Source organism: Mycobacterium shunyiense (assembly GCF_058270035.1).
In genome coordinates, this window is record NZ_JBZDPT010000018.1 from 1 (window position 1) to 24338 (window position 24338).

At 65.2% G+C, this 24338-nt stretch carries 22 protein-coding genes; 8 read left to right on the forward strand and 14 right to left on the reverse strand.

Annotated features, from left to right (window positions below; all coding sequences use genetic code 11):
- The 3 genes from AC4ELS_RS11805 to AC4ELS_RS11815 form a co-directional block, all read right to left on the reverse strand.
- Positions 1 to 1366 (reverse strand): condensation domain-containing protein (locus AC4ELS_RS11805; protein ID WP_499047501.1); only part of this gene is annotated, 1366 nt, incomplete at its 3' end.
- A gap of 48 nt (positions 1367 to 1414) precedes the next feature.
- Positions 1415 to 1630 carry an MbtH family protein gene (locus tag AC4ELS_RS11810; RefSeq protein WP_004571464.1) on the reverse strand — a complete coding sequence of 72 codons (216 nt, stop codon included), beginning with the start codon at positions 1628 to 1630 and terminating at the stop codon, positions 1415 to 1417.
- 1167 nt (positions 1631 to 2797) lie between these two features.
- Positions 2798 to 4900 (reverse strand): RecQ family ATP-dependent DNA helicase, encoded by a 2103-nt coding sequence (locus tag AC4ELS_RS11815; protein ID WP_448445639.1) that lies wholly within the window; start codon positions 4898 to 4900, stop codon positions 2798 to 2800.
- Between the two features lie 379 nt (positions 4901 to 5279).
- On the opposite strand from AC4ELS_RS11815, the gene AC4ELS_RS11820 reads away from it, so the two are divergent.
- Positions 5280 to 5549: an alpha/beta hydrolase family protein gene (locus AC4ELS_RS11820; RefSeq protein WP_448445637.1), complete on the forward strand. Its 270-nt coding sequence runs from the start codon at positions 5280 to 5282 to the stop codon at positions 5547 to 5549.
- On the opposite strand, the gene dmpG is transcribed toward AC4ELS_RS11820, so the two are convergent.
- The 3 genes from dmpG to AC4ELS_RS11835 are packed head-to-tail and all read right to left on the reverse strand — an operon-like array spanning position 5546 to position 8324.
- On the reverse strand, positions 5546 to 6598 hold the full coding sequence (gene dmpG / locus AC4ELS_RS11825) for a 4-hydroxy-2-oxovalerate aldolase (RefSeq protein ID WP_064958040.1): 1053 nt from the start codon (positions 6596 to 6598) through the stop codon (positions 5546 to 5548). The genes AC4ELS_RS11820 and dmpG overlap by 4 nt on opposite strands.
- The gene (locus AC4ELS_RS11830) at positions 6595 to 7515 is read right to left on the reverse strand and encodes an acetaldehyde dehydrogenase (acetylating) (RefSeq protein WP_064883681.1); all 921 of its coding nucleotides are present in this window, start codon (positions 7513 to 7515) and stop codon (positions 6595 to 6597) included. Before AC4ELS_RS11830 ends, dmpG begins: the two co-directional genes overlap by 4 nt.
- Before the next feature lie 23 nt (positions 7516 to 7538).
- Positions 7539 to 8324, reverse strand: coding sequence for a 2-keto-4-pentenoate hydratase (locus AC4ELS_RS11835; protein ID WP_064883683.1), 786 nt, complete (start codon positions 8322 to 8324; stop codon positions 7539 to 7541).
- A 73-nt stretch (positions 8325 to 8397) separates the two neighbouring features.
- On the opposite strand from AC4ELS_RS11835, the gene kstD reads away from it, so the two are divergent.
- From kstD to AC4ELS_RS11850, 3 genes are all read left to right on the forward strand, one after another.
- Positions 8398 to 10101 carry a 3-oxosteroid 1-dehydrogenase gene (gene kstD / locus AC4ELS_RS11840; protein WP_064884023.1) on the forward strand — a complete coding sequence of 568 codons (1704 nt, stop codon included), beginning with the start codon at positions 8398 to 8400 and terminating at the stop codon, positions 10099 to 10101.
- Between the two features lies 1 nt (position 10102).
- Positions 10103 to 10963 carry an enoyl-CoA hydratase ChsH3 gene (chsH3, locus tag AC4ELS_RS11845; RefSeq protein ID WP_064883684.1) on the forward strand — a complete coding sequence of 287 codons (861 nt, stop codon included), beginning with the start codon at positions 10103 to 10105 and terminating at the stop codon, positions 10961 to 10963.
- 355 nt (positions 10964 to 11318) lie between these two features.
- Positions 11319 to 12164 (forward strand): hypothetical protein, encoded by an 846-nt coding sequence (locus tag AC4ELS_RS11850; protein WP_448445633.1) that lies wholly within the window; start codon positions 11319 to 11321, stop codon positions 12162 to 12164.
- Between the two features lie 207 nt (positions 12165 to 12371).
- On the opposite strand, the gene AC4ELS_RS11855 is transcribed toward AC4ELS_RS11850, so the two are convergent.
- The 8 genes from AC4ELS_RS11855 to AC4ELS_RS11890 form a co-directional block, all read right to left on the reverse strand.
- Positions 12372 to 13166: a hypothetical protein gene (locus AC4ELS_RS11855; RefSeq protein ID WP_448445631.1), complete on the reverse strand. Its 795-nt coding sequence runs from the start codon at positions 13164 to 13166 to the stop codon at positions 12372 to 12374.
- A 26-nt stretch (positions 13167 to 13192) separates the two neighbouring features.
- The gene (locus AC4ELS_RS11860) at positions 13193 to 14302 is read right to left on the reverse strand and encodes a hypothetical protein (protein ID WP_448445629.1); all 1110 of its coding nucleotides are present in this window, start codon (positions 14300 to 14302) and stop codon (positions 13193 to 13195) included.
- A gap of 75 nt (positions 14303 to 14377) precedes the next feature.
- On the reverse strand, positions 14378 to 15532 hold the full coding sequence (gene ltp2, locus AC4ELS_RS11865) for a 17-hydroxy-3-oxo-4-pregnene-20-carboxyl-CoA lyase (RefSeq protein ID WP_174554232.1): 1155 nt from the start codon (positions 15530 to 15532) through the stop codon (positions 14378 to 14380).
- A 2-nt stretch (positions 15533 to 15534) separates the two neighbouring features.
- On the reverse strand, positions 15535 to 15945 hold the full coding sequence (locus AC4ELS_RS11870) for a MaoC family dehydratase (protein ID WP_254358683.1): 411 nt from the start codon (positions 15943 to 15945) through the stop codon (positions 15535 to 15537).
- The gene (locus AC4ELS_RS11875; protein WP_498888355.1) at positions 15942 to 16913 is read right to left on the reverse strand and encodes a bifunctional MaoC family dehydratase N-terminal/OB-fold nucleic acid binding domain-containing protein; all 972 of its coding nucleotides are present in this window, start codon (positions 16911 to 16913) and stop codon (positions 15942 to 15944) included. The genes AC4ELS_RS11870 and AC4ELS_RS11875 overlap by 4 nt, the downstream gene beginning before the upstream one ends.
- Before the next feature lie 14 nt (positions 16914 to 16927).
- Positions 16928 to 18091 carry an acyl-CoA dehydrogenase FadE29 gene (fadE29, locus tag AC4ELS_RS11880; RefSeq protein WP_064883698.1) on the reverse strand — a complete coding sequence of 388 codons (1164 nt, stop codon included), beginning with the start codon at positions 18089 to 18091 and terminating at the stop codon, positions 16928 to 16930.
- Complete coding sequence (locus tag AC4ELS_RS11885) at positions 18091 to 19095, reverse strand: acyl-CoA dehydrogenase family protein (RefSeq protein WP_064883700.1); 1005 nt, start codon at positions 19093 to 19095, stop codon at positions 18091 to 18093. The genes fadE29 and AC4ELS_RS11885 overlap by 1 nt, the downstream gene beginning before the upstream one ends.
- A gap of 36 nt (positions 19096 to 19131) precedes the next feature.
- Positions 19132 to 20382 carry a cytochrome P450 gene (locus AC4ELS_RS11890; protein WP_064958047.1) on the reverse strand — a complete coding sequence of 417 codons (1251 nt, stop codon included), beginning with the start codon at positions 20380 to 20382 and terminating at the stop codon, positions 19132 to 19134.
- A 167-nt stretch (positions 20383 to 20549) separates the two neighbouring features.
- Between AC4ELS_RS11890 and AC4ELS_RS11895 the strand changes: the two genes are divergently transcribed.
- The 4 genes from AC4ELS_RS11895 to AC4ELS_RS11910 all read left to right on the forward strand — a co-directional run bounded on the left by AC4ELS_RS11895 (position 20550) and on the right by AC4ELS_RS11910 (position 24241).
- Entirely contained in the window at positions 20550 to 21701 is a 1152-nt protein-coding gene (locus AC4ELS_RS11895; protein WP_064883704.1) for a steroid 3-ketoacyl-CoA thiolase, read from the forward strand.
- 10 nt (positions 21702 to 21711) lie between these two features.
- Positions 21712 to 22086, forward strand: coding sequence for a DUF8021 domain-containing protein (locus AC4ELS_RS11900; RefSeq protein ID WP_448445623.1), 375 nt, complete (start codon positions 21712 to 21714; stop codon positions 22084 to 22086).
- Positions 22087 to 22096: 10 nt separating this feature from the next.
- Complete coding sequence (locus tag AC4ELS_RS11905; RefSeq protein ID WP_064883707.1) at positions 22097 to 22576, forward strand: nitroreductase family deazaflavin-dependent oxidoreductase; 480 nt, start codon at positions 22097 to 22099, stop codon at positions 22574 to 22576.
- A gap of 198 nt (positions 22577 to 22774) precedes the next feature.
- Positions 22775 to 24241: a histidine phosphatase family protein gene (locus AC4ELS_RS11910; protein ID WP_498888351.1), complete on the forward strand. Its 1467-nt coding sequence runs from the start codon at positions 22775 to 22777 to the stop codon at positions 24239 to 24241.
- Positions 24242 to 24338 lie beyond the last annotated feature (97 nt).

The following is a 24338-nucleotide window of genomic DNA, read 5'->3' on the forward strand; positions in this document are numbered from 1 at the left end:
CCACCGGCCGCATCAACACCGCCCGATGACCAACCTCATCCAACCGAGCACAATCAGCAGCATCAAGCACACCCACAGCCGACAACCGCTGAGCCGAGTCGGAAACGAACGCAACCAGAATCCGCTGCAAACGCTCCGCCAGGTCCGTGACGGCGAAACTGGAGAACGGTTGACCCTCGCCCATCGTGCTGAGAATCAGTTCGTCTCCGGCACTGGAGAAGACGAGGCCGAAGCCACCGACAACACCGGCATTGGTCAGCGACGCCGAAGCCTCCGCACCGCCGAAGTCCAATGTGAACGTAGACGGAAGGAAGTTGACACTCACCCGATTCGCCATCTGGCCCGCCGAACGCGGGTTGAGCTTGCGCTCGAGCGCGTGTACCGGAAAGCGCTGATGCTGCAGGGCTTCCTGTATGTGGGCGTCGACATCGCCGATGAATTGGGAGATCGATGTTGCGGGCGAGGCCTTCACCACGAGCGGCACCACACCGGCCACCATGCCGGGCAGCGTCCGTGACTCAGGGCTTACGCGCCGGCTGACCGGGAAGTCGAGAACGACGTCCGAGCCCTCGGCACACCACCCACGCACGAGCAGGGCACAAGCCGCGGTGATGACCGTCGATCGTGCGACATTCTTCGACCGGGCCAGTACGTCGACTTGGCGTAGCAGATTCGAGTCGAACGGCACTGTGGCAGAGGGCCAATGCGCCTCCTCGGTGGCGAGGGACTCGGTCTCCCAGAAGTTCGGCCCAGCTTCCGGCGGAAGGTTCTCGGTCCAGTAGGCCCGGTCTTCGAGATACTCGCTGGAAGCCTCGTACTTCGACTCGTTGTCGATCAGATCCGCGAGCGACCCGAAGATGGGCGGAGGTATGGGGGCGCCGGAGAAAACTGCGGAGTACACCGACGCAAGCCGAGATCCGACAAGCGCAATCCCGGTCCCGTCGAGCACGATGTGGTGACAGCAGGCGATCAGGAAGTGCTCATCGTCGCGTGTCTGATATAGCGCAAATCTGAACAGCGGTTCGGTGAAAGACATTGGCGCGCGCTGAATTGCGGCCGCCATGTCACGGGCTTCTGCTACGGGGTCAGACGTGCTGCGCAGGTCATAGAAGGCCAGCTGCACGTACGGGTGATCGACCGCCTTCTGGTAAACCTGCCCGTCCACTTCGAAGAAGCGGGCGCGGAGCGGCTCAGCCTCTCGCACGACTCGGTTGATCGCCCACTCGAGGGCGTCGCGGTCGAGCGCGCCCGCGATTTTCACGAATAGACCGAGTAACCACTCGGTGCCGGATTCGGCTACATCGTGCGCAAGCCAAATATCGAGCTGTGCGCGCGTTACTGGCAGCGACTGTTCATCAAGCTGCATCGGACTCTCCCACCGCAAGTTTCGGGCCCCCGCGCCGGTGTCTATTTGTCAGAGTCCCGCCAACCTGTCGCGCAGACTCTTAGGGCGTATGTCAGGCCAGTGCTGTTCGATGTAGTCCAAACAAGAAGCTCGATCCGCCTCGCCGTACACGACCTTCCAGCCGGCAGGGACGTCAGCGAATGTTGGCCATAGACTGTGTTGCTCCTCGTCGTTGACCAAGACGCGAAAGCTGCCATTGTCGTCGTCGAACGGATTGATGCTCACTTGGTCCTCCCCATCGTCGAGTAGACCAGTGAAAATCGATCGACAACCCGGCGCAGGCACCCAGCCCCGCCGGTTGCTTCACGATGCCTGTTTCCTGTGGCCCACTCCAGCTATGACGTTCTCGTTGCAGGGCGCCAGCATATCCACTTATCTTGACGAGAGTGCAGAAATTAGAAATCAAAGGATTTCCGGTTGCTGCAGTTCCGCCATTCATGTACCAACTTGTCACGAGTTCTGGGATTCGGCAAATGTTTCTCAGGACCTGTCCAGACTCGCCGCCCACCGACCAGACGCGCGATGGCCTGCGGGTTGGGCAGCGTCGGCCCATGAGTCAGCGACCTCGGCCACCCACGGACCGCGATTACGGCGAAAAACCTGGGCCTGGCCTTCCACCACGGCCCGCTCCGCTGCGACGGTCCGGGCGCGCAAACGGCGGTGGGACGCTCCGCTCCGCGATTGCCGGTGGCCCTGGAAGCCGAGGATCAACCTGCTCGACGCGGTGCCTCCACGCCCCGCCGATGTGTTCCCCCTGGACCAACACGACATCGTTAACAGGGCTAAATGCCCAGCAGATACACAGTTTCCAGCAGCATCGCCCGACGGCATTGCCGAGCCGGCCGCACGCCGCCTGCGCAGGCACAACGCGCTCGTGACGTAGCGCTTCACGCGATACCTGGCGAGCCCGTCAGGGCTAACACTCGGACGTCGCCAATCGGACAGGACGACACGCCCGGCTGCGGCGACTCGCCCGGACGTCTCACCTATGAACACGACAACGACACGTCTGTAGTTCAATTCAGCGAAGCGAACAATCAGGGCCGAGAAACCCGCTGACCCGCCGAAGCGCGGAAGACGGCACCGTAGCCCGGGCCCCTCCGCCGGTCAGCAAATTCTGTCGATAGCGTAAGAGGCGTTCGATATAGGTTAATGGCGCCCAACGGCGAAGCAGTTTGAGTTAGCCACGCCTTCCTACCGCGATCTTGAATATGCAAAATCAAGATCGTTTGTATTAAATTTGCGATCGCAAATAGGGAACCACTCCACACAGGCACGGCGAAGCACTTAATACACCGGTTTTTGGCTAGTTTGGCAAACAACCGGCCGCCGAATAACGTTTGCAATTGGTCAGACGTTCCTATGAACTCTCTGAAGAACGTCGGAAAGGCCTCAGCTGACGGATGCCAAAACGAACGGCAAGACACCGGGCGCTCCGGCGTCGCGCAGCAGCCGCGCGGCCATGGTCAGCGTCCAGCCGGTGTCCGTCATATCGTCGATCAGAAGCACCGGGCCCTCCCAGTGTCCGCCTGTTTCCCCGTCGGCGACACCCAATTGCGGCTGTTCCCAGGCACCGTCCAGGGCCGCCACCCGATAAGCCGAATTCGCGGCAGTGACAGGGCGGTGCTGTGGTGCATAGGACAGGACGCCGAGGTTTGTCAGCCGCCCGATCTGCGCCAGCCGCTGCACCGTCGAAGAGATCAACAGCGGGTGTGTGTGAGAGTCCAGCCCGATGACTGCGGTCGGCCGTTGATCCCAATCCCATGCCTTGAGGATCTCGATCGCCGCGCCGATCACGTCGTCGGGTACGTCGCCGTCGGGTTCGGCGAGCAGCCGCCGGAGCCGCGCTCCCCAGCCGAGATCGGTGAGTCGGCCGATCGCCCGGCCCGGGGCGGCGCCCTCGGTGATTCGGCCGGACAGCGGCACACCCAGCGCGGCCAATCCGGACGGCCACTGCTTGCGCGGGGCAACCAGGACTCCGGGCCGGGACAACCGCTGGGCGGTATCGGCGAGGATGTCCCGCGCCACCGCGGCCTCGTATCGCCGGCCGGTGCAATTGTCACACCGCCCGCACTGGTCGCCGGGAATCAGCTCGGGATCGTCGAGCTGACCACGCAGGAAGACCATCCGGCAGCTGTCCGTGGCCTGATAGTCGAGCATCGCCTGTTGCTCACGGCGGCGTGCCTCGTCGAGTGCCCGGTAGCGGGGTTCGTCATAACTCCACGGCTCTCCGGTACCGACCCAGCCGCCCTTCACCCGGCGGACCGCACCGTCCACGTCGAGCACTTTGAGCACCATCTCGAGCCGCGACCGGTTTAGATCGACCAGTGGTTCCAGTGCCTGGGTCGACTGTGCGCGGTCGGTCTCCAGGGCACCGATGACGTGGCGCACCATCGATTCCGAGGGGAACGCCACCGACGCGAAGTACCTCCAGACGTCCTGATCTTCGGTGCCGGGAAGCAGGATCACCTCGGCGCTGTCGGTCGCCCGTCCGGCGCGGCCTACCTGCTGGTAGTAGGCGATCGGAGACGACGGCGCCCCCAGGTGCACGACGAAACCCAGGTCTGGCTTGTCGAAGCCCATCCCCAGCGCCGACGTCGCCACCAGCGCCTTGACCCGATTGCCGAGTAGGTCGGCTTCCAGTTGTTCGCGTTCGGTTGTGTCGGTGGACCCGGTATAGGCGGCCACCTTGTGGCCGCGCTCGGCCAAAAGCGCCGCCACGTCGTGTGCCTGGGCCACCGTCAGGGTGTAGATGATGCCGGAGCCGGGCAGAGAATCCAGTTGCGCCGCAATCCAGGCAGCACGCTGTGCGGGGGTGCCCGCCTGCACCACCGACAGGCGTAACGACTCGCGGTCCAGCCCGCCACGCAGCACCAAGGTATCCGATCCGCCCACCCCCAACTGGGCCGCGACGTCACTGACCACCCGGTCATTGGCAGTCGCAGTAGTCGCGAGAACCGGTACCTGGGAACCCAATTCGGCGATCAGGGTGCGGATCCGGCGGTAGTCCGGCCGGAAGTCGTGCCCCCAGTCGGAGACGCAGTGCGCCTCGTCGACCACCACCAGACCCGCATCGGCGGCCAGGGCCGGCAGGACGTTGTCACGGAAATCGGGATTGTTGAGCCGCTCGGGGCTGACCAGCAGCACGTCGAGTTCCCCATCGGCGACCTGCTGATGGATCGCATCCCACTCGGTGACATTGCCGGAGTTGATCGTGGCGGCCCGCACTCCGGCCCGCTCGGCAGCGGCCACCTGGTTGCGCATCAAGGCCAGCAGCGGAGAGACGATGACCGTCGGCCCGCGACCGGAGGCACGCAGCAGCTTGGCCGCGATGAAGTAGACCGCGGATTTGCCCCACCCCGTGCGTTGTACGACCAATGCCCGGCGCCGCTCGACCACCAGGGCCTCGATGGCAGCCCACTGGTCATCGCGTAGCACCGCGGCGGGTCCGGCCAGTTGTTCGAGGATCGACTGGGCCTGCTCGCGGGTTGCCATGGCTCAATCATGCCGGGAGCGGCTGACACCACTCACCGCGCCAAGGAACCGATCACCAAAACCCCTGCGACGCTACGCGTTCCGCTTAAACATGAACATTTGTCAAGTCTTTCTCAAACCACTTCGAAGACGATGTTGATCCGGTAGACGTGAACGAATGCATCCGGGGGGATATGTAGGGCACGTCGGCGCGTTGGCGGTGGCCCTCGGCGTGGGATCAGCGGTGGCATTGGGGTTGGGATGCGGGGTGGCCACGGCTGACCCCACGCACTCGTCCACGTCGTCGGCCTCGTCGAAGACGTCGGCCGAGACGCCTGATCGCGTGAAACCAAAACGGCAGCGCGCAGCGAAACCGCGCAATCCTGTCCCGGATACCGAGGTGACTTCGAGAACCGCGATGCCGCCGACCACGATCTACGTGGGTTCGCGCGAGCAGGCCGCGCCCGGCGCACTGCTTTACGCAAAGAGGATGGTCGACGCCGATCCGAATGCCGACGTCACCGTGGTGATCGGGATGGGCCACATCCACGACTGGGCCCAAGGCGGTCCCATCCCGATCAACTCACAGTCGGCGAACTACCGCGACGACGTATATCGCCAACTCGGCATCGTCGCTGACGACGACGCCGAGTCGGCGATCGAACTCTAGGCCTTGGCTTTCTCGGCTTCCTGCTCGCGCTTGATCTCCAGCGCGATGTCGATCAGCTGGTCTTCCTGACCACCGATCAGCTTGCGCTGGCCGACGCGCAGCAACAGCTCGTGGGCGGGCACCCCGTAGCGTTCGCCCTGGCGCACCGCGTGCTTCAAGAAGCTGGAGTACACCCCCGCGTAACCCATCACCAGCGCGTTGCGGTCCAGCAGGCACTCGGCCGGCATCGCCGGGGCGACAACCTCTTCGGCGGCATCGGCGATGTCGAAGAAGTCGATGCCGGTCTTGACGCCGATCTTGTCGAATACGCCGACCAGCGCCTCGACCGGTGCGTTACCCGCACCCGCGCCGAACCGACGGCACGAGCCGTCGATCTGCTTGGCACCGGCGCGCACGGCCTCGACCGAGTTGGCCACGCCCAGGCCGAGGTTCTCGTGGCCATGGAAACCGACCTGCGCGTCGTTACCGAGTTCGGCCACCAGAGCCGACACCCGGTCGGCGACACCTTCGAGCACCAGGGCGCCCGCGGAGTCGACGACGTAGACGCACTGGCAGCCGGCGTCGGCCATGATGCGGGCCTGCTTGGCCAGCTTCTCCGGCGCAATGGTGTGGCTCATCATCAGGAACCCGACGGTCTCCAGGCCCAGCTCACGAGCGAGCCCGAAGTGCTGGATCGAGACGTCGGCCTCGGTGCAGTGGGTCGCGATCCGGCAGATCGAGCCGCCGTTGCCCTGGGCTTCCTTGATGTCTTCCTTGGTGCCCACACCGGGCAGCATCAGGAAGGCGATCTTGGCTTCCTTGGCCGTCTCGGCGGCCAGCTTGATCAGCTCTTGCTCCGGCGTCTTGGAGAACCCGTAGTTGAAGCTCGATCCGCCCAGACCGTCCCCGTGGGTCACCTCGATGACCGGAACGCCCGCGGCGTCGAGGGCCGCAACGATCGCGCCGACCTCGTCCTTGGTGAACTGGTGCCGCTTGTGATGGGACCCGTCACGCAGTGACGTGTCGGTCATCCGGACGTCCCAGGCGGAATTGAAGAAAATGTCGCTCATGCTTGGCCTCCTCCGGCCGGGGCGGCCAGGCGCTCTTTGGCGATTTCCTCGCCGACCTTGGTCGCCGCCGCGGTCATGATGTCCAGATTTCCAGCGTAGGGCGGCAGGTAGTCACCGGCACCCTCCACTTCCACGAACACCGTGACCAGGTGGTTTCCACCGTTGACCACCGACGGTTCGTCGAACTGCGGTTCGTTGAGCAGTCGGTAGCCCGGTACATAGGTCTGCACCTCGGCGACGACGTCCTTGATCGACTGCGTGATCGCGGCGTGGTCGGCGTCCTCGGGGATCGCGCAGAAGATGGTGTCGCGCATGATCATCGGCGGCTCGGCCGGGTTCAGGATGATGATCGCCTTGCCGTTGCGGGCCCCACCGATATCGCGCACACCGGCGCTGGTGGTCTTGGTGAACTCGTCGATGTTGGCGCGGGTGCCCGGACCGGCCGAGGCCGACGACACCGACGCCACGATCTCGGCATACGGCACATCCACCACACGGCTCACCGCGTAGACCATCGGGATCGTCGCCTGGCCACCGCAGGTGACCATGTTGACGTTCGGTGCGTCCAGGTGCGCGCGCAGGTTCGCCGGCGGGATCACACCCGGGCCGACGGCCGCGGGGGTCAGGTCGATCGCGCGGATGCCGGCCTCTTCGTAGCGCGGCGCGGCGTCCCGGTGCACGTAGGCGCTGGTGGCCTCGAATACCAGGTCCGGCTTGTCGGCTTGGGCCAGCAGCCAGTCCACACCCTCGTGGCTGGTTTCCAGGCCCAGCTTGCGCGCCCGGGCCAGACCCTCGGATTCCGGGTCGATGCCGATCATCCAACGTGGCTCCAGCCACTCCGAACGCAGCAATTTGTACAGCAGGTCGGTACTGATATTGCCCGACCCGACGATGGCAACTGATGCCTTCTCAGCCATAGCGGCTCCCTATCCTCGAAACATCATTCGAAAGAAAGATGCACTGAACCTAACCCGGCGAAGTCAGCGACGAAATCGCTGCCCGGAGGTGCATCTATCGCACGCGTACAAGAGCCGGGCAACACGATGTCTCCCGCCTTCAGACGCACCCCGAAGCTCTCCACCTTGCGGGCCAACCAGGCCACCGCAGTGACCGGATTACCCAGCACCGCATCGCTACGTCCCTCGGCCACGACCTCGCCGTGATTGGTCAGGACCGCGTCGATATTTCGGATGTCGATGTCCTTGGGCGACACCCGCGCCTCACCGAGCACCCATCCGGCGCTGCTGGCGTTGTCCGCGATCGTGTCGCACAACTTGATCTGCCAGTTGGTGATGCGGGTGTCGATCAACTCGATCGCCGGCGCGAACGCAGCCGTCGCGGCCAGCACGTCCTCCTCGGTGCACCCCGCACCGGGCAGGTCTTCGGAAAGGATGAACCCGACCTCGACCTCGACCCGCGGGTACAGGAACTTCGACGAGGGCACCGGGACGTTCTCGAACACCTCCATCTCGTCGAGGAGATGGCCGTAGTCCGGCTCGTCGACACCCATCATGTCCTGCATCGCCTTGCTGGACAGTCCGACCTTGTGACCCACGATCCGGGCGCCCTCGGCAACCCGCTGCCGGATGTTGATCAGCTGGATCTCGTAGGCATCCACCACGTCGATTTCGCCGAACCGATCGGTCAGCGGCGTCATCGGGACCCGGCTGCGCTCGGCCTGGGCCAGATCGGCCGCCAGCTGGGCGCGTACCTCGTCGCTAAGCATTCTGGTGAATTCCCCTCACTTCTTTGACCGGGGCGGTTGTTGGATTGCCGGTCAATTCTATAACGTGTTCTACATGACTGGACAGGAGTACGACGTTGTCGTGGTCGGCAGCGGCGCTGCCGGCATGGTCGCCGCCCTCACCGCTGCCCATCAGGGCCTCTCGACAGTAGTCGTAGAGAAGGCGCCGCACTATGGAGGTTCCACTGCGCGGTCAGGTGGTGGGGTCTGGATCCCGAACAACGAGATTCTCAAACGCGACGGCGTGAAAGACACCCCCGAGGCCGCCCGCACCTACCTGCACAAAATCATCGGTGACGTGGTGCCCGCAGAGAAGATCGACACCTACCTCGACCGCTCGCCGGAGATGCTCTCGTTCGTCCTCAAGCACTCCCCGCTGAAGCTGTGCTGGGTGCCCGGATACTCCGACTACTACCCCGAGACGCCCGGCGGCAAGCCCACCGGCCGCTCGGTGGAACCCAAGCCGTTCAACGCCAAGAAGCTCGGCGTTGACGAGAAGGGCCTGGAGCCGCCGTACGGCAAGGTGCCGATGAACATGGTGGTGATGCAGCAGGACTATGTCCGGCTCAACCAGCTCAAGCGTCATCCCCGCGGCGTGCTGCGCAGCCTCAAGGTGGGCGTCCGCTCCGTGTGGGCCAACGCCACCGGCAAGAACCTGGTCGGCATGGGCCGTGCGCTCATCGCACCGCTGCGCATCGGCCTGCAGCAGGCCGGCGTGCCGGTCCAGCTGAACACCGCGCTGACCGATCTCTACGTCGAGGACGGCGTCGTCCGCGGCGTGTACGTCGTCGATCCCCGCGACACTTCCGCTGAGCCGCAACTGATCCGCGCGCGCCGCGCAGTGATCCTGGGCTCCGGCGGATTCGAGCACAACGAGCAGATGCGGGTGAAGTACCAGCGCGCCCCCATCACCACCGAGTGGACCGTGGGCGCGGTGGCCAACACCGGCGACGGCATCCTGGCTGCCGAAAAGCAGGGCGCTGCACTCGAATTCATGGAGGACTCGTGGTGGGGCCCGACGGTCCCACTGGTCGACTCCCCGTGGTTCGCCCTGTCCGAGCGCAACTCTCCCGGCTCGATCATCGTCAACATGGCCGGCAAGCGGTTCATGAACGAGTCGATGCCCTACGTCGAGGCCTGCCACCACATGTACGGCGGCGAATACGGCCAGGGCGCGGGCCCCGGCGAGAACATCCCGGCCTGGCTGATCTTCGACCAGCAGTACCGCGACCGCTTCATCTTCGCGGGTCTGCAGCCTGGACAACGCATTCCGAAGAAGTGGCTGGAGTCCGGCGTCATCGTCAAGGCCGACACCCTGGAGGAGTTGGCCGCCAAGACCGGTCTGCCCGCCGATGCGTTTGCCGCGACCATCGACCGGTTCAACGGCTTCGCCCGCTCCGGGGTGGACGAGGACTTCCACCGCGGCGAGAGCGCCTACGACCGCTACTACGGCGATCCCACCAACAAGCCCAATCCCAACCTCGGCGAGATCAAGCACGGCCCGTACTACGCGGCCAAGATGGTGCCGGGCGACCTGGGCACCAAGGGCGGTGTCCGCACCGACCTGGTCGGCCGGGTGCTACGCGACGACGACTCCGTGATCGAGGGCCTGTACGCCGCAGGTAACGTCAGCTCACCGGTGATGGGTCACACCTACCCCGGCCCCGGCGGCACCATTGGTCCCGCCATGACGTTCGGATACCTCGCGGCACTCGATATCGCCGCGGCGGTTCCCGCCACATCGACCACAAAGGGCTGACATGCCGATCGATCTCGACAAGGCGCTGGGCGCCGAGCTGGAACCCATCGAGTTCTCCTGGACCAGCAGCGACATCCAGCTGTACCACCTGGGCCTCGGCGCCGGTGCCGACCCGATGGACGCGCGCGAGCTGCGTTACCTCGTCGACGACACCCCGCAGGTGCTGCCGACGTTCGGCAACGTCGCGGCCAGCTTTCACATGACCGAGGCGCCCAAGGTGCAGTTCCCCGGCATCGACATCGAGCTGTCGAAGGTGCTGCACGCCAGCGAGGCTGTCAGCGTGCCCGGCCCGATCCCGACCAGCGGCACCGCGAAGTCGGTGCAGCGCTTCACCGAGATCTGGGACAAGGGCAAGGCTGCCGTCATCGTCAGCGAATCTACGGTGACCGATGAGTCCGGCAAGGTCCTGTGGACCACCAAGCGGTCGATCTTCGCCCGCGGTGAGGGCGGCTTCGGCGGCGAGCGCGGACCGGCCACCTCGGCCGAGCTGCCTGATCGCGCACCGGATATCGAGATCTCGCTGCCGACGCTGCCGCAGCAGGCGCTGCTGTATCGACTGTGCGGTGACCGTAATCCGCTGCACTCGGACCCGGCATTCGCTGCGGCGGCGGGATTCGAGCGACCGATCCTCCACGGACTGTGCACCTACGGCATCGGCTGCAAGGCCATCGTTGACAACCTGCTCGACGGCGACGTCTCTCAGGTGGCTTCCTACGGCGCCCGGTTCGCCGGCGTGGTGATCCCCGGCGAGACCCTGCAGGCCAACATCTGGAAGGAAGACGGCAAGTTCATCGGCGTGCTCACGGCACCGTCGCGGGACAACGCCGTCGTGCTGTCAGGTGTGGAGCTCGTTCCGGCGTAGTCCTTCGCCCGCCTTTCTTTCCCCGCTTTGTCACGCTTCGCCCCCGCTTTTCCCCGCTTTGTCACGCTGGAGTGGCTGTCGAACTCGACGGCCACTCCAGCGTTGCATTGGGCGACTAAATGCCGTCGGCAGCCATCCCTTTGTCACGCTGGAGTGGCTGTGGGCGCTGACAGCCACTCTGGCGTGACAATGCGAACGTCGCAGAGGGCCCGCCTTCGACCTGCCTTGGCCACTACCACAGCTGCAGGGCGCCGTCATCTGTCACCACAGAGCGGCTGTGGACAACGAGTGTCACTCCAGCGCTTGTGGATAACCGACGTGACGGATATGCCATTGCGCTGCACACTTTCTCGCCATGGGGGAACCATTCGTCGGCAGTAAGGCCGTTGCCAACGGCGAACTGCGCAAGAGCGCGCTACGCACCCAATACACCAGGGTGTTCCGGGATGTCTACGTGAGCCCAGGCACTGAACTGACACCACTCATTCGGGCGCAGGCCGCTTGGCTATGGTCCCGGCAGCGCGGCATCGTGGCCGGAATCTCGGCAGCAGCCGTGCACGGCGCAAAATGGGTCGATCCGAAGTCGCCACTCGAACTGATTCACTCCAACCGCAATCCGCTTGCGGGACTGCGGATTCGAACCGAAGCGATCGAAGAGGACGAGATAGTCCGGTTCGAGGGCGTCCCGGTGACCTCATTGGTGCGCACCGCACTCGACATCGGCTGCTGGTATCCGCGGGACGACGCGGTAGCGACGCTCGATGCGCTTGCCCACGCGACCGACCTCAAAGCCGCCGACGTCGACCTGTTGATACAGCGATACGCGCGGCGCCGGGACATTCAGCGCGCCCGCACCGCCTTGGACTTGATGGATGGCGGCGCACAGTCCCCAAAGGAAACTTGGCTGCGGCTGATCCTCGTCGACGGCGGCTTGCCTCGACCACAGACCCAGATCCCGGTTCTCGACGGCCCCGGCGACCCATTCGCGTATCTCGATATGGGTTGGGAGGACATCAAAGTCGCGGCCGAGTACGACGGTGAGGAACACCGATCCAGCAGCTGGCGGTACGGCTGGGATCTCCGAAGGGCCGAGCGGATACAACGGCAAGGATGGATCAACGTCCGCATCTCCGCCGGCGAACGTGAAGAAAATATCCTGCGTCGGGTTATCGCCGCTCGGGCACAACGAATGTCACGCTAGCGCAACCGTGGAAGCCCGCAGTCACGCTGGAGTGACAAAGTGGGCGCCGCGACAAGTCCGGTCTAGTCCATTGTCACGCCAGAGTGGCTGTCGATGTCGAGAGCCACTCCAGCGTGACAATTGGCGCGCGAGAGAGCGGGACAAACGAGCACGCTCAAACGCAGAACGCCCGCCGGGATCACCGACGGGCGTTCACACGCAACACAATTACATCCGCTTCCAGAGATCGTCTCCGCCGGAATGACGCGGGGCCTCGGGTGCTACCGGAACCGGGCCCGGAGCCGGCTGGCTCGGCGCGGCGGCAGGCGGAGCAGACGCGGCAGGCGGTGCGGAATGCGTGACCGGAGGCGCCGAGTGCGGAGCCGCCGACGCCGCCCCGCCTGACGGGGCGCTCATCTGCGTCTCCCGCGCATCCAGGCCGGCTTCGCGTCGGTCCTGAGCGACATCGCGGTCGTTCTGCGCCGTCTCGCGATCGTCCTGCTGCTTGTCCCGCTCGTCGAGCTTGGCCTCGCGTTCGTCCTGCTGCTGTTGCGGGTTCGGGCCACCAGGACCACCCGGGCCGCCGGGCTGGCCGGCACCTGGTGCACCGCCGTTCTCCCCGCCGCCCTTGGCGCCCTCCATGGCCTTCATCATCGGCTCCATCAACTGGCCGAACTGTCCACCCATCTGGCCCATGGCCTGCGAGGGTGCACTGGCCATCTGGCCCATCTGGCCCAGCTGCCCCATCATCTGGCTGAGCTGGCCGACGCCCTGCCCACCGGACTCGTCGGCCTTCTCGTAGGCGCCCTGGGCGTCCGAGAGCTTGGCGTTGAACATGTTTTCCTTGGCCGACAACGCCGTCACATTGGTGGTCAGCGAGGCCGCCAGGGTCGGCAGGATGCCGGAGATGGTCGCGCTCATCGCGTCTTCGCCGGCCTGAATCGGCGGCATGTCGGGCAGGTTCAACGACGCGGCGTCCCAGCCGAGCGTCCCGCTCATCTTCACCGGGCCAAGCTCACCCACGGTTGTCCCCTTCTCGTCGAGACAGATCACCAATCGTCATAGTCATCGTCACCATCCCCCGTGTCGTGTTCCAAAGGAGCCGGGACCGCCAGCCCGGTCGCGGTGCCCCCGCCGCCACCGCCACGCTGGCCGCCGCCCATCATGCCCATGCCACCACCCATGCCGCCGGCCGAGTTGGCCGCCGCCACCGGGGCGACACCGCCGATCACAGCGGCGCTGGCACCAGGGTCTACCGAGACTGGCGAAGTACTGCCACCGCCCACCATCTTGGCAAGCAAGGGAGTCTGAGGGCTGCCGCCACCCGAGCCCCCGGGCAGACCCGCGGCCTTGACCATGCCCGCACCACTGCTGGGTCCGGAGCCACCGGCCGCCGGATGGTTCGAGAACGACGAGAACGGGCTGACCCCGCCGCCCGTGCCCTTGCCGCCCGAACCCAACTGCGAGACCAGTTGCTGCAGCGGCTGCGCCATCTGCTGCAGCGGTTGAGAAAGCTGCTGCGGAATCTGGCCGGCCATCTGCGGGATCTGGCCCAGCATCTGCGGCAGCTGGCTGATCAGCTGCATCATCGAATCGGCACCCTTTTGGGCCGCCTGCTGCGCCTGCGCCGTCGGCGGGGTGCCGACCTGCGGCAGGTTGGCAATCGTGCTGAGGCTGTCCGCCATCTCAACAGAGGCAGCCGAGACCGTCGCGGTGTTCTGGGCCAAACCCGCCTTGATGCGGCTCTCGATCAGTGCCTGCACGTTGGGACCGGCAAGCGGCCCCAGATTCTGGATCTGCTCGACCTCATGCTGCACTTCCTGCGAGACCGCGTTCACGATCGTCTTGGTCTCCGCCACGGTCGCTGCCATTTTCATCAACGCCGTGGAGATGGCCTGTGCCTGTAGACCGTTGGCCTCGTGACCGCCGATCATCGTGGTCGCCTCACCCGAGGCAGCCAGCGATGCGGTGCCTTCCCAGCCACCCTGAAGCTTCGACAGCTGGCTAGTCTGTTGCGGGACGACGGTGCCGCTGATCTTGGCGGCGATCTTCTGATACGACGCCGCCGCCGCGGTCAGCTGTTCCTCGTCGACATTCGGCCAACCCGGCCCGAGCAACGTCTGCGACCCGTACGGGCTACTGTCGCGCTCCACCGCCATACCGCGGCCCCCTTCTACGCGTGATGCATAACCGGAGCAAACATTACCGTGCCCGGAGGGGGTGGCGATGCACCTTTATCCGAGGATCAGCCCGGAGGTCGGCACGCCGGTGCCCGCGGTGACCAGCACATGCTCGACGCCGTCGACCTGGTTCACCGAGGTACCCCGCAATTGCCGCACGCCCTCGGCGATGCCGTTCATGCCGTGGATGTAGGCCTCACCGAGCTGACCACCGTGGGTGTTGATCGGCAGCCGGCCGCCGAGTTCGATGGCGCCGCCGGCAATGAAGTCCTTGGCCTCGCCCTTACCGCAGAAGCCGAGCTCCTCGAGCTGGATCAAGGTGTACGGGGTGAAGTGGTCGTAGAGGATCGCCGTCTGGATGTCGTCGGGTGACAGGCCGCTCTGCTCCCACAGCTGACGGCCGACCAGACCCATCTCGGGCAGCCCCAGCTCGTCGCGGTAGTACGAGTACATCGTGAACTGGTCGGTGCCTGCCCCTTGGGCGGCGGCCTCGATGATCGCCGGCCGGTGCTTGAGATCCTTGGCTCGCTCGGGCGTGGTGACGACGATGGCCACCCCGCCGTCGCTTTCCTGGCAGCAGTCGAGCAGCCGCAGCGGTTCGGCGATCCACCGCGAGTTCTGATGGTCCTCGATGGTGATCGGCTTGCCGTAGAAGAACGCCTTCGGGTTGGTCGCGGCATGCTTGCGGTCCGCCACCGACACCGCGCCGAAATCCGCACTCGTGGCGCCGTATTCATGCATGTATCGCTGGGCGATCATCGCGACTGACGCGGCCGGGGTGCTCAGGCCGTGCGGGTACGACCAGCTGTACTCCACGCCACGCGAGTCGGCGTTCACGGTCAGACCGGTCATCACCTGGCCGAACCGGAACTCCGAGCGCTCGTTGAAGGCCCGGTAGGCCACAACGACTTCCGCGACACCGCTCGCGACGGCCAGAGCCGCCTGCTGGACGGTCGCCGCTGCGGCGCCGCCGCCATAGCCGATCTGGCTGAAGAACTTCAGGTCCCCGATCCCGGTGGAGCGGGCCACGGCGGTCTCCAGGTTGGAGTCCATCGTGAACGTCACCAGGCCGTCTACGTCCGACGGCTTGAGGCCGGCGTCATCGAGGGCGTCGAGCACAGCCTCGGCGGCCAGACGCAGCTCGCTGCGGCCGGAGTTCTTGGAGAAGTCGGTGGCGCCGATACCGGCGATGGCGGCTTTACCAGACAGGCTCACTTGGCGCCTCCGAGCGTAAGGGTGGACGTGGCGATGACATGGTTGCCAAGGCTGTTGCTGCCCACCACTTTCAGGCTCACCAGGTCGCCCTCGATCTCGGTGACCTCACCGGTGAAGGTGATCGTGTCGTAGGCGTACCACGGCACTCCGAGACGGAGCTTGATCGATTTGATGACGGCGTTCGGCCCGGCCCAGTCGGTCACGTACCGGCCGACCAGTCCGGTGTCGGTCAGGATGTTGACGAAGATGTCCTTGGAACCCTTGGCTTGCGCCTTGTCCCGGTCGTGGTGCACATCCTGGTAGTCGCGTGTCGCGATGGCGGTGGAGACGATGAACGTCGGGTCGCCGTAGATCTTGAGTTCGGGGAGTGCTGTGCCCACTCGGACGTCGGAAACAGTCAGGCTCATGCTTGGGGCTCCCATGCGTACAACGTCCAGGCCGGGCTGATCTCACTGTCCGGGAAGTCGATATAGGTTGCGGTGACGGGCATTCCGATCTTCACCTGATCGGCGTCAATCCCGCGCAGCTCACCCAGCATGCGCACACCCTCTTCGAGTTCGACGAGAGCGATCACGAACGGCAAGCTGCGTCCGGGCACCTTCGGGGCATGGTGCACGACGTAGCTGAACACCGTTCCCTTGCCGGACGCCACGACGTAGTCGGCCGGAGCATCTTTGTCGGCCCACACGGCGGGCACCGGCGGGTGCTGCAGCGCACCATCCGGCCGCTTCTGGATCCGCAGTTCGTGGGCGTTGATGCCGTCCCAGAAAAACTTGGTGTCCCGCGAGGAGGACGGACGCATCAATTTGTCGGGGTCGAGATCTTCTGGGATCTCATAGGTTTCGGCGGCTTCATCGGCGGCCTGCTTGCCGGCCGGCAGAAACTTCATGATCCGCCAGTCCATGTCGGCGACTTCCTCGTCCCCGACGTGCCAACGGATCTTCTGGTTGATGAAGTAACCCTCACCCAGCGCGGTCTGCTTCGGGCCGACGATGCCGACGATCTCGGCGCTCATCACCACCTGTTCACCGGGCTCGAGGTAACGGTGATACGTCTGATCGCAGTTGGTCGCCACGACGCCGACATACCCGGCGTCGTCGAACAGCTTCATCGCACGGCCCAGCGGATCGTCGTCGGAGCGGGTGCGACCCAGGCCCATCATGGTCCAGACCTGGATCATCGCTGGCGGCGCGACGATGCCGGGATGCCCGGCAGCTCGTGCTGCCTCTGCGTCGACGTAGATCGGGTTCTTGTCGCCGATCGCGTCAGTCCAGTGGTGAATCATCGGCTGATTCACCAGATCCCGGGCCACCGTCGGTTTGCTTTGCCCAGCCGCGATGATCTCGTCGATGCCGGCCTGCAGATTCGCGCTCATCTCAACCCTTCGCTCTACCGGGTCACCCGCGGCACCCGCAGGCCCGACGCCGCGATCATCTCGCGCATGACCTCGTTGACGCCACCGCCAAAGGTGATCACCAGGTTGCGCTTGGTCATCTTGTCCAGCCAGACCAGCAGCTCAGCCGTTTCCGGATCAGCGGGATTGCCGTAACCACCGACGATCTCTTCCGCCAGCCGGCCGACTTCCTGCAGCCGTTCGGTGGAGAACACCTTGGTGGCGGCAGCATCGGCCACGGCGATGGTCTCGCCCGAGGCCGCCACCTGCCAGTTGAGCAGCTCATTGATCCGCCAGATCGACTTGATCTGTCCCAGAAGCCGTTTCACGGCGTCCAGCTCGATCGGCGTGACGCCGTCCGAACCCGGCTTCGATGCCCAGGTGTGCACCTGGTCGTAGATGCCGGCGATCCGGCCGGCCGGCCCGAGGCCGACCCGCTCGTGGTTGAGCTGGGTGGTGATGAGCTTCCAGCCGCCGTTCTCCTCGCCGACGAGCATGTCGGCGGGCACCCGCACATCGTTGTAGTACGTCGCATTGGTGTGGTGCGCGCCGTCCGACAGGATGATCGGGGTCCAGGAGTAGCCGGGATCCTTGGTGTCGACGATCAGGATCGAGATGCCCTTGTGCTTGGCCGCAGTCGGATCGGTGCGGCACGCCAGCCAGATGTAGTCGGCGTCATGCGCGCCGGTGGTCCACATCTTCTGGCCGTTGACGATGTACTCGTCACCATGGCGCACCGCGGTGGTGCGCAGCGACGCCAGGTCGGTACCGGCATCGGGCTCGGAGTAACCGATGGCGAAATGCACTTCACCGGCCAGGATTCCGGGCAGGAACTTCTTCTTCTGCTCCTCGGTGCCGAGGGCCTGCAGGGTGGGGCCTACCGTCTGCAGCGTGACCATCGGCAGCGGGATGTCGGCCCGGTTGGCCTCGTTGATGAAGATCTGCTGCTCGACCGGGCCGAAGCCCAGGCCGCCGTACTCCTTGGGCCAACCGACGCCGAGCTTGCCGTCGCTGCCCATGCGCTTGATCACGGCACGGTAGGCCTCGTTGTGCCGGTCGGACTCCATCGCCTCGGCCTCTTCGGGCGTGATGAGAGTCGAGAAGTATTCCCGCAGTTCGGCTTGCAGCGCACGCTGCTCCGGGGTCAGATCGATGAACATTACGCTCCCACCAAATCGAGGCGATGCGCTTGCCCGCCCAACAGTCGGGTCAGATCCTTGATCGAGGAGTAGTAGCGGTCCATGGGGTAGGTGATGTCCATACCCATACCGCCGTGCAGGTGATGGCACAGCCGCATGGCCGGCGCGGCCTGAGAGGTGAACCAGTAGCCCAGGATGGCCAGGTCCTCGTCGGCGTCAAGGCCTTCGGACAACCGCCACAGGACCGAGGTGGACAACAGAGAGATCGTCCGCGAGGCGATGTAGACCTCGGACAGCTGTGCGGCCACGGTCTGGAACGTCGACAGCGGACGACCGAACTGCTCACGCGTTGCCACGTAGTCGGCGGTCAGGCGCAACGCGCCGGCCACCAGCCCGGCAGCGAACGCGCCGGTGGCGGCGAGCGCCAGCTGGTTGACCCGGTGCGCGCTCGCGCCGTCGAGCACGTCGTCGGCGTCGATCGCGACGTCAGCGAAGGTGACCACGTATTCGTCGGAAGCGTTGGCGGTCGGGGTCTTGGTGACCGTCACACCGTCAGCCGTGGGCGAGACCACCACCACCGCGTTGTCTGCGGTGACCAGCAGCCACTTCGCCGTCTCGGCATAGGGCACACCGACTTTGGTGCCGTTGAGCTTGCCGTCCGCGAAGTTCACCGCGGGCCGCTCCGGCAGCGACTGCCCCGGCTCGTTCAGCGCCGCAGAAAGCACAGCACCCGCGGCAACCTCGGCCAGATACCGATCCTGCTGGGCGTCCGAGGCCAGGTCGAGCAGCGGCACGAGACCCAGGCCGATGGTGGCCAGCGCCGGGCCGGTGGTGCCGTGGCGACCGATCTCGGTCAAGGCGGTGGACAGCTCGGGCAGACCCAGACCGTCACCGCCGAGTCGTTCCGGCACTCCCAGCGCCGCGACTCCACCGGAAGCCAGTGCATCCCAAGAGTTGTCGCGTTCCAGAACGGACGTCACCACGTCGGCGACGGCCTGCTGTTCCGGGTTCGGTGTGAAATCCACCCGAATCCTCCTTGATCCGTTAGGCGGTCAGTGTGCTCAATGCGCGACCGGGCACGCGCCCGTGAAGTCCACCGGCCAGTGCTTGATGCCGTTGAGCCAACCCGACTTCAGCCGCTCGGGATCCCCGACCGGCTTGAGGTCGGGCATGTGGTCGGCCACCGCGTTGAAGATCAGGTTGATTGTCAGGCGGGCCAGGTTGGCGCCGATGCAATAGTGCGCCCCGGTGCCACCGAAGCCAACGTGCGGGTTCGGGTCGCGAAGGATGTTGAAGGTGAACGGGTCGTCGAACACGGTCTCGTCGAAGTTGGCCGAGCGGTACGACATGACCACGCGCTCGCCGGCCTTGATCTTGACGCCGGAAATCTCGGTGTCCTCGCTGGCGGTGCGCTGGAAGGCCGACACCGGGGTCGCCCACCGGATGATCTCGTCGACGGCGGTCTTGGGACGTTCCTTCTTGAACAGCTCCCACTGATCGGGGTTCTGCGAGAACGCGATCATGCCGTGGGTGATCGAGTTACGGCTGGTCTCGTTGCCTGCGACGGCCAGCATGATGACGAAGAAGCCGAACTCGTCGTCGCTGAGCTTCTCACCGTCGATGTCGGCCTGGATCAGCTTGGTGACGATGTCATCGGTGGGGTTCTTGCCCCGCTCCTCGGCCATCTTCATGGCGTAGGTGATGACCTCGAACGAGGACATGGCCGGGTCGACGTCGGCGTACTCGGGGTCGTCGCCGGCGGTCATCTCGTTGGACCAGCGGAACAGCTTGTCGCGATCGTCCTGGGGCACACCGAGCAGTTCGGCGATGGCCTGCAGCGGCAGCTCGCAGGACACCTGCTCGACGAAGTCGCCGGAGTTGGAGGCCGCCGCGTTCTTGGCGATCTGCTGCGCGCGGTTGTTCAGCTCGTCCTCGAGCCGCGAGAGCGCGCGAGGGGTGAAGCCACGGGAGATGATCTTGCGCAGGCGCGTGTGGTGCGGGGCGTCCATGTTCAGCAGGACGGCGCGCTGCAGGTCGACCGCTTCGCGGGTCATCTCCTGGGGCCAGACCGGGATCGCGCCGTTCATCGCGCTGGAGAACACGTCACTGCGCAGCGAGACGTCCTTGACGTCTTCGTGCCGGGTCACCAACCAGTAGCCCTTGTCGCCGAAGCCTCCGGTGCCGCCGGGCACATCGACCCAGCGAACCGGCTCGGCCTTACGAAGCTCGGCGAGTTCGGCGACCGGCAGGCCCTTGAGGTTGAGCTCGGAATCGAGGAAGTCGAAATCCTTGGGGATGTTGGGGCAGCCCATGTGTCTTACTCCTAGTGTCTGTAGCAAGCCGTGCGCGTAGCCAGCAATGCTTGAAACAACGTGGTCTAGTACCAATTGAGACCATTGAAACATGCCTTGACCGCAGATCAAAGGTAGTGATGCATCCGCGCTTGTCAGAGTAATGAAACGTGTTCTAGCCTGGCTCCATGGGTAACCCTGTCATCGTCGAAGCCACCCGCAGCCCCATCGGCAAGCGCAACGGCTGGTTGTCCGGCCTGCACGCCACCGAGCTGCTGGGAGCCGTCCAGAAAGCCCTCATCGAGAAGGCCGGCATTGATGCCGGCAGCGTCGAGCAGCTCATCGGCGGCTGCGTCACGCAGTACGGCGAGCAGGGCAACAACGTCACCCGACAGTCCTGGCTGGTCGCCGGGCTTCCCGAGCACGTCGGTGCCACCACCGTCGACTGCCAGTGTGGCAGCGCGCAGCAGGCCAATCACCTGATCGCGGGCCTGATCGCCACCGGCGCCATCGACATCGGTATCGCCTGCGGCATCGAGGCGATGAGCCGGGTCGGTCTCGGCGCCAACGGCGGCGGTGCCCGCGCCGCGTCGTGGGACATCGACCTGCCCAACCAGTTCGAGGCCGCCGAACGGATCGCCAAGCGCCGCGGCATCACCCGCGCCGATGTGGATGCGCTCGGCCTGGCGTCTCAGCTCAAGGCCAAGCAGGCCTGGGCCGAGGGGCGTTTCGACCGGGAGATCTCCCCGATCGAGGCACCGGTCATCGACGAGAACAAGCAGCCGACGGCCGAACTCAACACGGTCAGCCGCGACCAGGGCCTGCGCGACACCACCGCCGAGGGCCTGGCCGGGCTGAAGCCCGTGATGGAGGGCGGCATCCACACCGCGGGTACCTCGTCGCAGATCTCCGACGGTGCCGCCGCGGTGCTGTGGATGGACGAGGACAAGGCGAAGGCCCTGGGCCTGAAGCCGCGCGCCCGCATCATCAGCCAAGCCAACGTCGGCGCCGAGACCTACTACCACCTCGACGGCCCGGTGCAGTCCACCGCCAAGGTGCTCGAGAAGGCCGGGATGAAGATCGGCGACATCGACCTGGTCGAGATCAACGAGGCGTTTGCGTCCGTGGTCCTGTCCTGGGCGCAGGTGCACGGCGCCGACATGGACAGGGTCAACGTCAACGGCGGCGCCATCGCACTCGGCCACCCGGTCGGCTCGACCGGCGCCCGCCTCATCACCACGGCGCTGCACGAGTTGGAGCGCTCCGACAAGAGCACCGCGCTGATCACCATGTGTGCCGGCGGTGCGCTGTCCACGGGCACGATCATCGAAAGAATCTGAGGCCTTCCCCGTGCCATTCTCAGACGCCGAGCGCATCGCGGCCGCACAGGCCTACATCGATGCGCTGGTGAGCCACCAGGCGGATGCGGTCCCGTTCACACCGGACTGCATCCGCATCGAGATGGGTCTTAAGACGGGCCGTTCCGGAGATCACTTGCGCCGCAGCCTGAACAACGGTCCGCAGTTCAAGTTGATCGAGAAGACCACGGCGCCCGAATACAGCGTCGACGGCGACAACATCCGCGCCAAGTTCGACGTGCTGACCAAGCCGCGACTGTTCGGATGGCGGGTCTGCTCACACGTCGACGAGACGTTCCTGATCCCGGCATCCGACGGGCAGATCCATCACATCCGCGCGTCCCTGACCCCGTTCCTCAGCCGCTAAGGTCCACCGCATGGCCAACACCCCTCGCCCGCTGAGCCCCAAACAGGTCGAACGTCTCAACGCGAAATCGACCGGCACCGCCATCAAGTGGATGTCGCGCGCCCAGACCTGGATCTTCAAGAAGACGGGCGGGCGGTTCGGCGACAAGTTCCTGCGTGGCGCCGAAGTCGGCATCCTGACCACGATCGGGCGCAAGTCGGGCGAGGAACGTGACAGCCCGCTGCTGTTCCTGCAGGAGGGCAAGCGCATCGTGCTGGTCGCCTCGCAGGGCGGCCGGGCCACCAACCCGATGTGGTACCTGAACCTGGTGGCCAACCCGAAGGTGAAGTTCCAGACCAAGCACGAGACCCTGGAACTCACCGCGCGCGACGCCACCGATGCCGAGCGCGACGCGTACTGGCCCAAGCTCGACGCCATGTACGCCGACTTCGTGAACTACCGCTCCTACACGGACCGCAAGATCCCGATCGTGATCTGCGACCCGGCCTGACCACCGACAACGTGCAGCGCCCCCGGACTTTGTCCGGGGGCGTTTTTTGTTCGCCAGGTGTCCGGGAGCTGGACAATTACGCAACTCTGCGTAGCTGAATTGACGGGTAAACAGTTCTTTGATTATGTTCTGTGAGCGCGCACACAGTGAACGTCAAGTGAGCGGCAGGCCACATTTTCGTGAACCGATGGAGACCCTATGCAACGACCCACTCGACGCCGGGCTGCCGGTGCCGCCGCAACCACCCTGACTGCATGTGCTCTGTTCGCGGCGGCAACCCTGCCCGCCGCGGCGATGACCGTGACGTTCATCCGGCATGCCGAGTCCCAGGGCAACGCCTCCGGGTACATCGACACCAGCACGCCGGGCCCGCACCTGACCAACGGTCAGGTGAACCAGAACGGCGGCCCGAACGGTGAGCAGCAGGCCATCGACTGGGCCAATGCCCAGTGCCCCACCGCCGAGTGCACCAAGTACGACGGGCTCTACGCCTCGACCATGATCCGTACCCAGGAGACGGCAGCACCGTTCGCCGCCAAGCGCGGGTTGCCGGTCACGGTTCTGGGTGCCTACGACCCGGACCACCCGCAGCAGAACTCCGGCGTGCAGGAAATCAGTGCCGGCATCTTCGAGGGCCTGCCCGAAAGTGAAGGCATCGGCCGTATCGGCTACATCCTCGCGCCGTTGGCCTGGACCATGGGCCTGCAGTTCATCCCGATCCCCGGCGGCGAGAACGGCCTTGAGTTCAACGAGCGGGTGACGAATGCACTCACCCAGGTCGAGGAGGACACCGACGACACCAATGGTGACGGCGAGATCGACGCCGCGGTGTTCTCACACGGCGCCACCATCATGATGTGGACGATGATGAACGTCGACAACCCGAATCTTCTTCTGATCGTGCAGCATCCGCTGAACAACACCGACACGGTGGTGGTGGAGAAGAACGACGACGGCAGCTGGACGCTGAAGGAATGGGCCGGCCAGCAAGTCGGACCCGCGGATTACCCGACGCAGATGTTCGTCAATGTGCGCGACCTGATCGTGGCACCGCAGAAGGCGGTCTACAACATGCGCATCCCAGTTCTCTCGCTGGATGCGCAGGGCATCGTGACCACCGGTGCGCAGGGCCTCCAGGACGTCGCAGAGGCCGGGGTCAAGTTCGTCAAGGACTCGGTGACCGACACCGTCAACGCGATCACCGGCATCCCGGGCTCGCTGGGCCAGTCGACGACGCAGGTGTCGAAGCTCAGCACCCCGAAGGCTGTCAAGGCTGTCACCGAGAGCAGCACTCCGGCCGTGAGCGAACTCACCGAGAACACGACGACCCCCGTCGAGAATGTCAGCGAGAGCACCACATCGACGGTCGACAAGGTCATCGATACCGACAAGACCGCTGATTCGGTCAAGGCCAAGATCACCACGGCTCGTACGGCCAACGGCGCCACCAAGCTGACCGATGGCAACAAGGCGGAGCCGGGCAAGCCCGCCGCCGCGGTTCGAGAGCGGATCAACCGGGCCGCCGACGACGTGCGCAGCGGCATCGAAACCTCGGCCCAGCAGGCTCGTGAGACGGTCAAGAAGCTCACCGGGGCCGACAAGACCACCAAGGCAGACAAGTCCGACAACAGCACAGCCAAGCCGAAAGCTAAGGACGCCGCCTGAATTAGGCGGTAGCTCAACGTAATACGAACGGCCGGTCCCCCTCCTCGACCGAGGAGGGGGTTCAGTCGTATTCGCGGCAGGGCGTCAGCGCACGCAA

What these genes read in the sequence shown, in the direction of transcription:
- AC4ELS_RS11890 (WP_064958047.1), bottom strand. Translation starts at nt 20,382, where the DNA reads ATGGGCTGCCCCAACATCCCCAAGGATTTCGACTTCCTCGATTCCGAG.
- AC4ELS_RS11835 (WP_064883683.1), bottom strand. Translation starts at nt 8,324, where the DNA reads ATGCTTAGCGACGAGGTACGCGCCCAGCTGGCGGCCGATCTGGCCCAG.
- AC4ELS_RS11905 (WP_064883707.1), top strand. Translation starts at nt 22,097, where the DNA reads ATGGCCAACACCCCTCGCCCGCTGAGCCCCAAACAGGTCGAACGTCTC.
- kstD (WP_064884023.1), top strand. Translation starts at nt 8,398, where the DNA reads ATGACTGGACAGGAGTACGACGTTGTCGTGGTCGGCAGCGGCGCTGCC.
- fadE29 (WP_064883698.1), bottom strand. Translation starts at nt 18,091, where the DNA reads ATGTTCATCGATCTGACCCCGGAGCAGCGTGCGCTGCAAGCCGAACTG.
- AC4ELS_RS11830 (WP_064883681.1), bottom strand. Translation starts at nt 7,515, where the DNA reads ATGGCTGAGAAGGCATCAGTTGCCATCGTCGGGTCGGGCAATATCAGT.
- chsH3 (WP_064883684.1), top strand. Translation starts at nt 10,103, where the DNA reads ATGCCGATCGATCTCGACAAGGCGCTGGGCGCCGAGCTGGAACCCATC.
- AC4ELS_RS11860 (WP_448445629.1), bottom strand. Translation starts at nt 14,302, where the DNA reads ATGGCGGTGGAGCGCGACAGTAGCCCGTACGGGTCGCAGACGTTGCTC.
- AC4ELS_RS11850 (WP_448445633.1), top strand. Translation starts at nt 11,319, where the DNA reads ATGGGGGAACCATTCGTCGGCAGTAAGGCCGTTGCCAACGGCGAACTG.
- dmpG (WP_064958040.1), bottom strand. Translation starts at nt 6,598, where the DNA reads ATGAGCGACATTTTCTTCAATTCCGCCTGGGACGTCCGGATGACCGAC.
- AC4ELS_RS11870 (WP_254358683.1), bottom strand. Translation starts at nt 15,945, where the DNA reads ATGAGCCTGACTGTTTCCGACGTCCGAGTGGGCACAGCACTCCCCGAA.
- AC4ELS_RS11895 (WP_064883704.1), top strand. Translation starts at nt 20,550, where the DNA reads ATGGGTAACCCTGTCATCGTCGAAGCCACCCGCAGCCCCATCGGCAAG.
- AC4ELS_RS11815 (WP_448445639.1), bottom strand. Translation starts at nt 4,900, where the DNA reads ATGGCAACCCGCGAGCAGGCCCAGTCGATCCTCGAACAACTGGCCGGA.
- AC4ELS_RS11875 (WP_498888355.1), bottom strand. Translation starts at nt 16,913, where the DNA reads ATGAGCGCGAATCTGCAGGCCGGCATCGACGAGATCATCGCGGCTGGG.
- AC4ELS_RS11910 (WP_498888351.1), top strand. Translation starts at nt 22,775, where the DNA reads ATGCAACGACCCACTCGACGCCGGGCTGCCGGTGCCGCCGCAACCACC.